This is a genomic window from Nocardiopsis sp. TNDT3, assembly GCF_003427465.1.
In the GTDB taxonomy this organism is placed as follows: domain Bacteria; phylum Actinomycetota; class Actinomycetes; order Streptosporangiales; family Streptosporangiaceae; genus Nocardiopsis; species Nocardiopsis dassonvillei.
In genome coordinates this window covers 1-12,502 of record NZ_QPFC01000123.1, presented here as the reverse complement: position 1 = coordinate 12,502, position 12,502 = coordinate 1, and the positions used below count along the sequence as shown (strand labels likewise).

Genomic DNA, 12,502 nt, shown 5'->3' with positions numbered 1-12,502 from the left:
GACCGCGCCGCGGTCTCCCCGGAAGCGGGGCGTTCGGACCAGGAGGCGGACACCACGTGAGCGATCGGCTGACCATCCCCCGGGAACACGTCGACTGGCGCACCAAGGGCCTGTGGTGGACGGACGCCCCGATTCCCCTGGAGGAGTTCGCGGCCCGCCGCGACCACCTGTTCACCGGCCCCTTCACCTGGCCGCTGATGGTCCTGCGCGCCTCCGCGCTGGACCGCAACATCGCCGCGCTCGCCGACTTCGCCGAGCGCCACCGGCTGCTGTTCGCCCCGCACGGCAAGACCTCCATGGCTCCGGCCCTCATCCAGCGCCAGCTGGACGCGGGCGCTTGGGGGGTCTCCGCCGCCAGCGCCAACCAGGTCCTGGACTTCCGGCGGTTCGGCGTGCGCCGGATCCTGCTCGCCAACGAGCTGCTCGACGGCCGGGTGCTGCGCTGGGCGGCCGGTGAGCTGGACGAGGACCCCGACTTCGAGTTCCTCTTCTACGCCGACTCCGCCGAGGGGGTGGCGGTCGCCGCGGAGGCGGCCGCCGACCGGCCCGGCGGAGGCCCCGCCGGGCGGCCCCTGCGGGTGCTGGTCGAGCGGGGGGTCCCCGGCGGGCGCACCGGCTGCCGCACCCGGGAGGAACTGCTCGCGGTGGCCGAGGCCGTCGCCGGGGCGCCGGGCCTGGAACCGGCCGGGGTGGCGGGCTACGAGGGGTCGCTCGGCGACGCCGACGGCGTGCGCGGTTTCCTGCGCGACCTGGTCGGCGACGCCGCGGCGCTGGCCGCCCGGCACGGCCTGGAGAGGCCGGTGCTGTCGGTGGGCGGCAGCGCGTGGTTCGACCTGGTCGCCGAGGAGCTCGGCGGACGCGGGGACGTCCTGCCGATCCTGCGCAGCGGTGCCTACGTGGTCCACGACGACGGCCTGTACCGGCGCACCACGCCCTACCGACGCCTGCCGGAGGGCCCCGACGCGCTGGCCGGGGCCCTGGAGCTGTGGGCCCAGGTGACCTCCGTCCCGGAGGAGGGGTTGGCGATCGTCGGCATGGGGCGACGCGACGCCAACCACGACCAGGGGTTCCCCGTGCCGCGCCGCCTGCGCCGCGCGGACGGCGCGACCGTGGAGGCCGGGGGCATGGAGGTGACCGACCTCAACGACCACCACGCCTACCTGAGGATCGCGCCGGGACTGCGGGTCAGCCCCGGCGACCTGGTCTCCTTCGGGATCTCGCACCCGTGCACGGCCTTCGACCGCTGGCGGGTCCTGCCGGTGGTGGACGACGCCGACACCGTCGTGGAGATGGCGGCCACCTACTTCTGATCCCCGGGGGAGGCGCCCGCAGGACCGGCGCCGCAGGGGCCCGGGCCTCCCCGGCCGTGCTTTCCGGGCTCCGGCGCCCCGGGAGCGCCTCCGGCTCCCGGGGTCGCGGGGTCACCCCCAGCCCACCACCCCCGGGCGGGTGTGCCACGGGCGCGGCCCCTCCAGCGGCCGGTACTCCACCCCGGCCGCGTCGAGCCGCTCCAGGTGCCGCCTCAGCCGGGGCTCGAACTCGGCGTAGTCGCGCTCACCGGACGACCACACCTGCTCGGCGAAGGCCGACAGCCTGGGAAAGACCATGTAGTCCAGCCTGCGCGGCGAGTCGATGTGCTCGGTCCACACGTTCACCTGCGCGCCCAGCACGTGCCGGGCCTCCTGCTCGGTCAGCCCCGGGGGGACCGGCTCGGCCAGGTACACGTCCTCGGTCCGCAGCAGCGTGCCCACCGGGACGGGCTCGTCCCCGGACTCCGACTGCCGGTAGTCCAGGTAGGAGGTGCGGGTGGGGCTCATGACCACGTCGTGACCGGCCCGCGCGGCCGCGACACCCCCCTCCTCGCCGCGCCACGACATCACGGTCGCCCCCGGCGCGAGCCCTCCCTCCAGGATCTCGTCCCAGCCGACCAGGCGGCGGCCGCGCGAGGTCAGGTGCTCGTCCAGCTGGCGGATGAACCAGCTCTGCAGCTCGTCCTCGTCGGCCAGCCCCTCCTCCTTGATCCGCCGCTGCGCGGACGCGCTCGCCCGCCACTGGGTCTTGGGGCACTCGTCGCCGCCCACGTGCACGTACGTGCTCGGGAACAGTTCGATCAGCTCGTCCAGGACGTTGCGGTAGAACTCCAGGACGTTGTCGGTGACCGCGAGCACCTCCTCGAAGATCCCCCACTGGTCGCCGACCGGGATCCGTCCGCACTCGCCCAGCTCGGGGTAGGCGTGGATGGCGGCCTGCGAGTGGCCGGGCACGTCGATCTCGGGGACGACGGCCACGTGCCGGGCGTCGGCGTAGGCGACGATCTCGCGGATGTCGTCCTGCGTGAAGAAGCCGCCGTGCGGGCGCTCGTCGAACACCGGCGGCTTCGCGGCGCCCACCTGGCTCCGGGTCCGCCAGGAGCCCACCTCGGTCAGCTTCGGGTAGCGGCGGATCTCCACGCGCCACCCCTGGTCGTCGGTCAGGTGCAGGTGCAGGACGTTGAGCTTGTGCATGGCCAGCAGGTCGATGAACCGCAGCACCTCGCGCTTGGGCACGAAGTGACGGGCCACGTCCAGCATCACGCCCCGCCAGCGAAAACGGGGCGCGTCGGTGACGCTCACGGCGGGCAGGGCCCACTCGGCGCCGCCCAGCGGGGCGTCCCGGTAGACGTCGGCGGGCAGCAGCTGGCGCAGGGTCTGCGCACCGTAGAACACCCCGGCGGGGTCGTTGCCCACGATGATCGCTCCCTCGGCGTCCACGATCAGCCGGTAGCCCTCGCGGCCCAGACCCGCCTCGGGGTCCACGCTCAGCCGGATCTGGGCGCTGGCCTCGTCGCCGGTGGCCAGGGGGAGGCCGGTGGCCGCCCCGAGTTCACGCTGGAGCCACGCGAGCGTGCCCCGGGCGTCGGGGTCGGCGGACACCCTGGTCGAGGCGGTCAGCGTGAGGCCCCCGGCGTCTCCCGGAGCCGAGGTGTGGGGACGGGGGACGAGGGAGGGGGAAGTGTCGGGCACGGCGAACCGCTCCTATCCGGTCTAGACCAATACCGGCCATAGTGTCACGTGGCTCCTCCCGGGCACACCCCCCACGGACAAACGGTCGCCCGTACCCCGAGACGACGTGGTACCGAAACCGGTACCGGGTAGGTGCGGACGTGGTGGGGTTACCACCACGACGGATGGGGGGCTGGCGTTATCGCCGTGAGGCGGGGCCCGTCCGTACCGTTGCCGAGACGGCGGGACACAGGGGGTTCGGCGATGTTCAGGAGACGGGGGACACCCGTGGGGCGGTGGCGCTGATGCTGGTGCCGATCCTCATCGCCGTGGCCGGGGCGTTCACCCTGGCACTGGGTTCCGCCCTCCAGGAGCGCGACGCCGTCCGCGCCCCCGGCGGCCGGGTGGCGAAGGCGGGGTTCCTGCTGCACCTGCTGCGTCAGCCCCGCTGGATGATCGGCAGCGCGGCCGCCGTCCTCGGCGCGGGACTGCACCTGCTGGCCCTCAGCGGCGCGCCGCTGACCATCATCCAGCCGATCGGCGTGACCGGCCTGCTGTTCGCCATCGTGCTGTCGGCCCTGTTCAACCGCCGCCGGGTCAGTCCCTCCCAGATCATCGCCGGAATCGCCGTCATGGTGGGCCTCACCGGGGTGATCTCCCTGTTCCCGCACACCGCCGACAGCCCCGTCATGAGCACCGGCACGGCACTGGCGCTCACCGGGGTCGTCCTCGGCGCGGGAGCCGTCGTCCACTTCACGGCGCACCGGATGAACAACGGGGCCCGGGCCCTCCTGCTCGCCCTGGCGGGCGGGGCGGCCATGGGCACCACGTCCGGCCTGGCCCGCGTCCTGGCCGCCAACGCCGTCGGGGACTGGACCAGCCTGATCAGCTGGCTGACCCCGCTCGCGGTGGTCGCGGCGGTCTTCGGCGCCCTCCTGATGCAGAACGCCTACCGCACCGGGCACTTCACCGCCGCCTACGCGACCCTCCTGATCACCGACCCCGTGGTCGGCGTGGCCATCGGCGCCCTCCTCCTGGGCGAGGGCGCGCCGCGGACCCTTCCCGCCCAGATCGGCGCGCTGGTCTTCGCCTGCCTCGCCGTCGCCGGGACCATCGCCCTCGCCCAGGCGCGCCACCGCAACCCCGAGGTCGTCGCCGCCGACACCGAACGCTGAGGAGAGACCACCATGGCCGAACGCCCGCTGCGCGTCCTGATCGCCAGCGACACCTATCCCCCCGACGTCAACGGGGCCGGATACTTCACCCACCGCCTGGCCGAGGGACTGGCCGGACGGGGGCACCGGGTCCACGTGGTGTGCCCCTCCGAGCGGGGCGAACCCCACGTCACGGTCAACGGCGCGGTGACCGAGCACCGCCTGCGCTCGGCCCCCATCCCCTTCATGCGCGCCGCCGTCCCGCTGGGGATGGGCGGGCACATCGCCAGGGTCATCGAGCGCCTGGACCCCGACGTCGTGCACGCGCAGAGCCACTTCCCGCTCAGCCGCTCGGCGATGCGCAGGGGCCGTGCCGCAGGCGTCCCCGTCGTGCTCACCAACCACTTCATGCCGGACAATCTGTACGCGCACGCCCGGATCCCCGCGCCGATGCAGGAACTCGCGGGCCTCCTGGCCTGGAGGGACATGGTCCGGGTGGCGGGGGAGGCAGACCACGTGACCACGCCGACCCCGCGGGCGGCCCGGCTCCTGCGGGAGAAGGGGTTCACGCGTGAGGTCGAGGCCATCTCGTGCGGGATCGACCTGGAGCGGTTCCGCCCCCACGAGGACCCCGCCGCGGCCCGGCGCCTGTTCGGTCTGCCCGACCGGGACACGATCGTGTTCGTGGGCAGGCTGGACGCGGAGAAGAGGATCGACGACACCATCCGGGCGCTCGCGCGGATCGTGCCCGAACGCGACGCCCAGCTGGCCCTGGCCGGGACCGGTCAGCGCGAGGAGGAGCTGCGCGCGCTGGCCGCGGAGCTGGGGGTGGCGGACCGGGTGTTCTTCCTGGGGTTCGTCCCGGACGAGGACCTGCCCCTGGTCTACGCGGCGGGGGACGCCTTCGCCATCGCGGGTGTGGCCGAGTTGCAGAGCATCGCCACCCTGGAGGCGATGTCCACCGGTCTGCCGGTGGTGGCCGCGGACGCGATGGCGCTGCCGCACCTGGTGGAGGAGGGGCGCAACGGGTTCCTCTTCCCGCCGGGCGACCCCGTGCGCCTGGCGGACCGGCTGCTCCTCGTGCTCGGCCCCGGTCGGCGCGCGCTCGGCGCGGCCAGCCGTGAGCTCGCGCGGCGGCACGACCACCACCGGTCCCTGGAGCGGTTCGAGGAGGTCTACACCCGTCTGCGGGGCACGGCTCCCGCGCGGGTGGAGGGGCTGGTCGCCGCCTGAGGTGTCCGAAAGAGCCGTTTGGTTGATGTTTCGATTCTTCTGCCACTTTCCGTATTCTTTGCGTAGCGACCGGTGATGTTGTCCCCGTGCGGGATACACAAGATGTTGTGTGGTTCGAAGGGATCAGTGCACAGACCGGCCGGGGCAACCCCACCGAGGGCCTCACCGATCGGCTCGTCAGCGCCGAGCGGGAGGCGGGGTTCCACGAGCGCGACATGTCGGTGTTCGAACGCGAGCGCATCGACCTGGAGCACCGGGTGAACCGGATGGAGGCCGAGCTGGAGGCACTGCGCAAAAGGAGACTGGAAGCCTACGCCCGATGGTGGAACGCCCGAGACGACCGTGACCGGGCACTCCACGTCTGCCGCAGACTGCGCCGCCGGATCGACCGGACACGCGGCAGGGAGAAAGAGTGAACGACGACGAACGTGGTCCGACCCCGGGGGGTTCGGGCCACGCGTCGTTCCAGGAGGCCCCTCCCGGAGGGTTCGCCCCGGGGCCGGAACGGACCGTGGTGCCCCGCCGAAGGGGACCGGCCCTCGGCGGGTCCGGCCGCGTGCCCGTGGAGCACGGGCCGACGGGGCCCGGCGGGGTCGGCGCGCAGCGGACCGGTGCCAGCGGCCGGGCACCCGTGGAGCGCGTGCTGACACAGGACCCGGTCGCGACGGTGCGTGGCGGCCCGGAGCCGGTGGTCAGGCCACCATGATCCCGGCGATCTCCCTGTTCACCTGCTGCGCGGCGTCCCTCAACGCCGCCAGCGTCACCTGCACCGCCGGCCGCCTCGCCGCCACCGACCGCACCACCGCGTACACGTGCCGCTCGGGCGCGGACGCGGGCAGCCTCCGGTAGACGAGCCCCGCCGGGGCCCCCACCATCGCCAGGGCCGGGACCGCGGCGATCCCGATCCCGCGCGAGACCAGGCTCAGCACCGTTCCCAGCCCCTCGAACTCCCAGGCCGCGGAGGGCAGCCCGCCCACCTCGGACAGGAGCCGGTCCGTTCCGTAGCGCGAACGCTCGCTCTCGGGCGTCACGATCCACGACTCGTTCAGCAGTCCCTCCAGCACCACCGGCGTCGAGGGATCGGCCAGCGCGTGCCCCCGGGGCACCGCCAGCACCATCGGGTCGCGCATCAGGTTGATGTGCCGCAGGCCGCCCTCCGGCCCGCGCCCGGGGTGCTGTCCGGACCAGTCGTCGACCAGGGCGATGTCCACCTCCCGTGAGCGCACCTGCTGGGTCCCCGTCGCCAGCAGGGTCTGGCGCAGCAGCAGCTGCATCCCCTCGTGCCGGCGCAGCGGCGGCACCAACAGGGGCGCGAACGCCACGGCGGCGGTCGGGAACGCCGTGACGGTGACCACGCCCAGCGCCAGGTCGGACTGCTCGGCGAGCACCGACTCGGTCGCCTCCACCAGCGCCAGGATGTCCTCGGCCTGGGTCACCAGCAGCCGTCCGGCGTCCGTGAGCTCGGCGCCCCGCGCGGAGCGGTCCAGCAGCGCGACGCCCGTCTCCCGCTCCAGGGTGGCCAGTTGCTGGGACACGGCCGAGGGCGTGTAACCGAGGGCGGCGGCGGTGGCGGCGATGGTCCCCCGGACGCTGAACTCGCGGAGGACGTGCAGACGACGCAGATCGAGCATAAGAGAAGCTTACGCTCAGCATCGAAAAGACGCGCTTGTACTGATGCCCGAACCTGGGCAGTCTGTGGGGTGACGGGCCGTCTTCCCAGGTGGAGCGGCAGTCCACGCATCACCCGCATTCACGACAAACCGGAGATGAGTCCTCGATGACCGTCACTGTGTCCGCGACCCTCGCCGTCAACGAAGCGCTCGCCGAGAAGCGCCGCCAGGGAGTCCGCGTGCTCCCCCTGGGCTTCGGCGAGGCCGGACTCCCGGTCCACCCGGTCATGCGCGACCGGCTCACCGCGGGGAACGGCGCCAACGCCTACGGGCCCGTCGCCGGGTCCGCGGCCCTGCGCGAGGCCGCCGCCGGGTACTGGGAGCGCCGCGGGCTGCCCACCGACCCCGGACTGGTCATCGCCGGGCCCGGCAGCAAGCCGCTCCTGTACAGCCTCCTGCTGGAGATCGGCGGCGACACCGCGATCGCCGCGCCCAGCTGGGTCAGCTACGCCGCGCAGAGCCGCCTGGTGGGGCAGCGGCCCGTCATGGTCCCCACCGCCACCGGTGAGGGGGGCGTACCCCAGCCGGACCTGCTGCACGCCGCCGTCACCGCCGCCCGTGAGCAGGGGCGCGCGGTCAACGCCGTCATCGTCACCGTTCCCGACAACCCGACCGGCACCGTGGCCGGCGCCGACACCGTCCGGCGCCTGTGCGAGGTGGCCCGCGAACTCGACCTGATCGTCATCTCCGACGAGATCTACCGCGACCTCCTCCACCCCGCGGCCCCCGGCGAGGAGCCCGCCGAGGTGCACAGCCCCGCCGAGTACGCGCCCGAGCGCACCGTCGTCTCCACCGGGCTGAGCAAGAACCTGGCCCTGGGCGGCTGGCGCATCGGCGTCGTACGCCTGCCCGACTCCGAGATCGGCCACCGCCTGCGCGGCGGGCTGCTCGGGGTGGCCAGCGAGATCTGGTCGAGCCCGGCCGCCCCCGTCCAGGAGGCAGCGGCGCACGCCTTCACCGAACCCGCCGAACTCCTCGACCACGTCGACCGCAGCCGCCGTCTGCACGGCATCGTCGCAGGGGCGGTCACCGGGGCCTTCGCCCGCGCGGGCGCGACCGTGGCCGCACCCCGGGCGGCCTTCTACCTCTACCCCGACTTCGAGCCGGTCCGGGAGCGGCTGGCCGCCCTCCACGGTGTGGCCACCGGCCCGGACCTGACCGGGCTGCTGCTGGACCGCTTCGGGATGGGCGTGCTGCCCGCCGCGGAGTTCGGGGAGGGCGCGGAGGCCCTGCGCATGCGGGTCGCCACCAGCCTGCTCTACGGCGACACCGAGGAACGCCGCTACGCCGCCCTCGCCGCCACGGACCCGCTGGCGCTGCCCTGGATCCGCGCACACCTGGACCGCCTCGACGAGGTCCTGGGCACGCTGCTCCCCACGGGCGCCGACACCGGGGCCGTCCTGCCCCGGTCCGCCGAACCACAGGCGGTCAGCTGACCGCTCCCCGCGTCCGCCCCGTTGTAAGGGGGCGGGGCGGACGCACCGTCATCCGGCCTCCCCCGGCCGCTCCTTCCGGGGGAGGCCGGATCCCTGTCCGGCTCCGTGCGGCGGGAGGTCGCGGTCCCTCCGCGGCACACCACCCCCACTCCGGCGGCACGTCCGCGCCCCGGCGCCGAGGGTCCGGTACGGTCCGCCGCGTGGGCGCCGCCGCCCCGGCGCTCACCTCGGACCCGACGGTGCGCCTTCCGCCCCCGCCTCGCGTGCGGCCAGTTCCGCGCTGGAGGCGATCACCGCCCGGTAGTGGTCGAGCAGCTGCTCACCGACCGCCTCCCACGTACGGTGCTCCACCGAGGGCCGTGCGCCCCGCGCCATCCGCTCCCGCACCTGGCGGTTGTGGGCCAGCCGCCCCACCGCCACCCGCAGTTCGCGCACCGAGTCCGGGGCGTACAGCAGTCCGTTGTGTTCGGGCACCACCAGGTCCAGCGGCCCGCCCGAGGCGGGGGCCACCACCGGCACCCCCGAGGCCAGCGCCTCCTGGACGGCCTGGCAGAACGTCTCGTCCGCCCCGGTGTGCACGAACACGTCCATGGACGCGTACAGGCGCGACAGGTCACCGCCGGTGCGCTGCCCGGTGAACACCGCGTCGGGCAGGCGCCTGCGCAGGCGCGCACGCTCGGGGCCGTCCCCCACCACGACCAGCCTGATCCCGCGCAGGCGGGACACGTGTTCGAGCATCTCCACCCGCTTGTCCCTGGCCAGCCGCCCCACGTAGCCCACGATCGTCTCCCCGTGGGGAGCGAGCCCGCGCCGCAGTTCCTCGTCGCGGTGCGCGGGGGAGAAGCGCTGGGCGTCGACCCCGCGGCGCCACAGGTCCAGGCGGGGGAACCCCCGCGCGGACAGCGCCTCCATGGTGGCCGAGGACGGCGCCAGCGTGCGGTCCACCGCGGCGTGCGTGCGCCGCAGCAGCGACCACAGGGCGTCCCCGCCGGGCAGGCGGTAGCGCCCGGCGAAGCCGGGGAGGTCGGTCTGGAAGACCGCCACGGTCGGCAGCGCCCACCGCCGTGCGGTCTCCACGGCCGCCGCCCCGAGCAGGGCGGGCGAGGCCAGGTGCAGCACGTCGGGGGCGAAGGCGCGGATCGCCGCGGTCATCACGCGCCGCGCGGGCAGCCCCACGGAGAAGTCGCGGTAGAACGGCAGGGGCACGGAGGGGAGTCGGACCACCGGGAAACCCGCGTAGGAGGAGGGACCGGGCCCGGGGGCCAGTACCAGGGCCTCGTGGCCGCGCGCGGCCAGCAGGTCGGCGACCCGGCACACGGAGTTGGTCACCCCGTTGACCTGGGGGAGGAAGGACTCCGTCACGATCGCCACCCTCAGCGGCCCCCGGGCGTCGGCCGGGAGCACGCGGTCGAGCGGGGGCGTGTGGGCGGCCGGAGCCCGGTGCCCGGCAGCGGGAACGCGGGCGGACGCGTGGTCGGCCGCCGTTCGGGGAGCGGCCGAGGGCACGGAGGGTACACGTGTGGCCGGGGACGGGTGAGCGGCCGGGGACATGCGCGTGGCCGGAGACGTACGGTCGGTCGGGGACATGCGGGTGGCTCCCAACGCCGGGGGGACGGCTGCCTACGCCGGGGACGGCTGTCTCCGACGCTAGGCTCGTGGGATGAACCTCGGTTTGGGTGCGGGGGAACCGCGCCCGAAGACCAGGCGTGGGCAGTCCGAGCGGTCGGTGACCGTGCCCGTGCGCCCGTGTGTCCACCGGGTGACCCCCCGGTGGATATGATTGCTGAATGTAGCCAATATATTGCTCTAAGGAGTCATGCGGTGACCCTCGTGGAATGGGCCGAAGCAGTCCGAAGCGAACTGGGCCTGACCGGCACCGAACCGCTCCGCAAGGAGGATGTCGACCGGGTGCTCGACCTCGCCCGGGACGCCGCCCACTCCGTGGCCCGGCCCGCCGCGCCCCTCACCACCTACCTCCTGGGCGTGGCGGTGGGTCAGGGCGCGGACCCCGACGAGGCCGCGGCGGCCCTCAGCAGGCTCGCCCTGGCCCAGGCCGACGAGGAGGACCGCGCCTAGGACCCCCGCGGTCCACACCGGTCGGGGCCGCTCCGTCCGTGCCGGTCGGGTCCGTTCGGGACATGGTGACCCGGAGCCCGTCGTGGTCGTACCAGGCCCACAGCGGCTGCACCGGCCCGCCGTCCGTACGACCGGACCGCGTGCCGTGCCGTGCCGTGTTCCGCGTGGGCCGCACCGGCTCCATCTGGTGTGCCGCCGTCCGGGCGGAGCCCCGGGACCGAGCCCCCGACGAGCGCGGAAGCCTCCGGAGGACACCGCCCCACCCGCGCGGTACGCGGAAATGGAACCGGAAGTTCCCGAAGAAACAGGCATGTGGAACACATGTGATGTGTTCGTTACGCGTCGATGCGATTCTTTGCCGATATCGCGGGCCTCCACCAGTGCCGAAGCGATCGCGAGGGCGTCGGATCCCCCGTACTTCGGTACCGGCGGCCTTCGTCCCCACACACTCACCGATAGGGAGATCCCCTGTGGACCAACTGCTCGAAATGGCGAGCCTCGCCAGCAGCATCATCTGGGGGCCCTTCGTCCTCATTCCGCTGCTGTTCGGTGTCGGCCTGTTCCTCACCGTCCGTCTCCGGTTGCTCCAGCTCTTCCGCCTGCCGCACGCGCTGTGGCTCGCCATCGTCCGGCGCAAGGAGGACGACTCCGTCGAGGGCGACATCTCCCACTACCAGGCGCTGAGCACGGCCCTGGCCGCCACCGTCGGCGTCGGCAACATCGCCGGCGCCGCGCTCGCCATCGGCGTCGGCGGCCCCGGCGCGCTGTTCTGGATGTGGGTCGTCGGCTTCCTCGGTATGGCCACCAAGTACAGCGAGGCCCTCCTTGGCGTGAAGTTCCGCCGCACCGACGCCAAGGGCGAACAGAGCGGCGGCCCGATGTACTACCTCAAGTACGGGATCCCCGGCGGCCTGGGAACCACCCTGGGCGTGGCCTTCGCGGTCTTCGGCGCCATCGCCGCCTTCGGCATCGGCAACGGCACCCAGGCCAACGCCGTCTCGCAGCAGATCACCAGCATCACGCCGCTGGAGCCGTGGATGGTGGGCCTGGCGCTGGTGGTCCTGGCGGGCGCCGTCATCCTCGGCGGCATCAAGAGCATCGGCCGCGTCGCCTCCGGCCTCGTGCCGATCATGATCGTCGGCTACGTGGGCATCTGCCTGGTCATCCTGGCCGTCAACTGGGCCGCGATCCTCCCCGCGCTCCAGCTCGTGGTGACCGACGCCTTCACCGGCACCGCGGCCACGGGCGGCTTCGCCGGCGCGGGCATCATGCTCGCCATCCAGCAGGGCTTCGCCCGCGGCATCTTCTCCAACGAGTCGGGCCTGGGCACAGGCGGTATCGCCGCCGCCTCGGCCAAGACCAACCAGCCGGTCCGCCAGGCCATGGTCTCGATGACCCAGACCTTCATCGACACCATCATCGTGGTCACCATGACCTGCCTGGTCATCATCACCACCGGCGTCTGGACCGACGGCCAGGCGGACGGCTCGCTGATGACCAGCAACGCGGTCTCCGAGGGCCTGGGGGCGATCAGCCCCGCGCTCGCCCCGGCCGGCGCTGTCATCGTGGCCGTCGCGGTGGCCGTGTTCGCCCTCACCACCCTGCTCGGATGGGCCTACTACGGCGAGCGCTGCATGGTGTTCCTGGGCGGCCGCCGCCTGGTCCTGCCCTACCGCCTGGTGTTCATCGCCGTCATCTACGTGGGCTCGGTCGCCAGCCTGGACTCGGTCTGGCTGTTCAGCGACATCGCCAACGGCCTGATGGCCCTGCCCAACCTCATCGGCCTCCTGCTGCTGTCCCCGGTCATCGTGGCTGAGACGCGCAAGTTCTTCGCCCACCCCGACTGGAGGGACCCGGACAAGGTCATGGAGGACGTGACCAAGGTCTGACCCGGTAGGGGCCGCGCCTCCAGCAGAGGGCGGAACGAGGAGGGGGGACCGGCGCGGAGCCGG

10 protein-coding genes are annotated in these 12,502 nt (G+C 73.6%); 7 read left to right on the top strand and 3 right to left on the bottom strand.

Annotation, left to right across the window (positions count from 1 at the left end; genetic code table 11):
- Positions 1 to 56: 56 nt before the first annotated feature.
- Complete coding sequence (locus DQW06_RS03440; RefSeq protein WP_013151631.1) at positions 57 to 1,310, top strand: alanine racemase; 1,254 nt, start codon at positions 57 to 59, stop codon at positions 1,308 to 1,310.
- 111 nt (positions 1,311 to 1,421) lie between these two features.
- On the opposite strand, the gene DQW06_RS03435 is transcribed toward DQW06_RS03440, so the two are convergent.
- Positions 1,422 to 3,002 (bottom strand): beta-N-acetylhexosaminidase, encoded by a 1,581-nt coding sequence (locus DQW06_RS03435; RefSeq protein ID WP_013151632.1) that lies wholly within the window; start codon positions 3,000 to 3,002, stop codon positions 1,422 to 1,424.
- A gap of 284 nt (positions 3,003 to 3,286) precedes the next feature.
- Here DQW06_RS03435 and DQW06_RS03430 point away from each other — a divergent pair, with 284 nt between their 5' ends.
- The 3 genes from DQW06_RS03430 to DQW06_RS03420 all read left to right on the top strand — a co-directional run bounded on the left by DQW06_RS03430 (position 3,287) and on the right by DQW06_RS03420 (position 5,784).
- The gene (locus DQW06_RS03430) at positions 3,287 to 4,156 is read left to right on the top strand and encodes a DMT family transporter (protein ID WP_197724868.1); all 870 of its coding nucleotides are present in this window, start codon (positions 3,287 to 3,289) and stop codon (positions 4,154 to 4,156) included.
- 12 nt (positions 4,157 to 4,168) lie between these two features.
- Positions 4,169 to 5,368: a glycosyltransferase gene (locus DQW06_RS03425; RefSeq protein ID WP_117197944.1), complete on the top strand. Its 1,200-nt coding sequence runs from the start codon at positions 4,169 to 4,171 to the stop codon at positions 5,366 to 5,368.
- Between the two features lie 107 nt (positions 5,369 to 5,475).
- Positions 5,476 to 5,784 (top strand): hypothetical protein, encoded by a 309-nt coding sequence (locus tag DQW06_RS03420; protein ID WP_013151635.1) that lies wholly within the window; start codon positions 5,476 to 5,478, stop codon positions 5,782 to 5,784.
- A 276-nt stretch (positions 5,785 to 6,060) separates the two neighbouring features.
- Here the strand turns inward: DQW06_RS03420 and DQW06_RS03415 are convergent, their stop codons facing one another.
- Positions 6,061 to 6,999: a LysR family transcriptional regulator gene (locus DQW06_RS03415; protein ID WP_013151636.1), complete on the bottom strand. Its 939-nt coding sequence runs from the start codon at positions 6,997 to 6,999 to the stop codon at positions 6,061 to 6,063.
- A gap of 146 nt (positions 7,000 to 7,145) precedes the next feature.
- On the opposite strand from DQW06_RS03415, the gene DQW06_RS03410 reads away from it, so the two are divergent.
- Positions 7,146 to 8,474, top strand: coding sequence for a pyridoxal phosphate-dependent aminotransferase (locus tag DQW06_RS03410; RefSeq protein WP_013151637.1), 1,329 nt, complete (start codon positions 7,146 to 7,148; stop codon positions 8,472 to 8,474).
- 222 nt (positions 8,475 to 8,696) lie between these two features.
- On the opposite strand, the gene DQW06_RS03405 is transcribed toward DQW06_RS03410, so the two are convergent.
- Positions 8,697 to 9,836: a glycosyltransferase family 1 protein gene (locus DQW06_RS03405; RefSeq protein WP_232051635.1), complete on the bottom strand. Its 1,140-nt coding sequence runs from the start codon at positions 9,834 to 9,836 to the stop codon at positions 8,697 to 8,699.
- A gap of 459 nt (positions 9,837 to 10,295) precedes the next feature.
- Between DQW06_RS03405 and DQW06_RS03400 the strand changes: the two genes are divergently transcribed.
- Entirely contained in the window at positions 10,296 to 10,550 is a 255-nt protein-coding gene (locus DQW06_RS03400) for a DUF6457 domain-containing protein (protein WP_013151639.1), read from the top strand.
- 470 nt (positions 10,551 to 11,020) lie between these two features.
- Entirely contained in the window at positions 11,021 to 12,439 is a 1,419-nt protein-coding gene (locus DQW06_RS03395) for a sodium:alanine symporter family protein (RefSeq protein ID WP_013151640.1), read from the top strand.
- Positions 12,440 to 12,502 lie beyond the last annotated feature (63 nt).

What these genes read in the sequence shown, in the direction of transcription:
- DQW06_RS03430 (WP_197724868.1), top strand. Translation starts at nt 3,287, where the DNA reads ATGCTGGTGCCGATCCTCATCGCCGTGGCCGGGGCGTTCACCCTGGCA.
- DQW06_RS03425 (WP_117197944.1), top strand. Translation starts at nt 4,169, where the DNA reads ATGGCCGAACGCCCGCTGCGCGTCCTGATCGCCAGCGACACCTATCCC.
- DQW06_RS03415 (WP_013151636.1), bottom strand. Translation starts at nt 6,999, where the DNA reads ATGCTCGATCTGCGTCGTCTGCACGTCCTCCGCGAGTTCAGCGTCCGG.
- DQW06_RS03410 (WP_013151637.1), top strand. Translation starts at nt 7,146, where the DNA reads ATGACCGTCACTGTGTCCGCGACCCTCGCCGTCAACGAAGCGCTCGCC.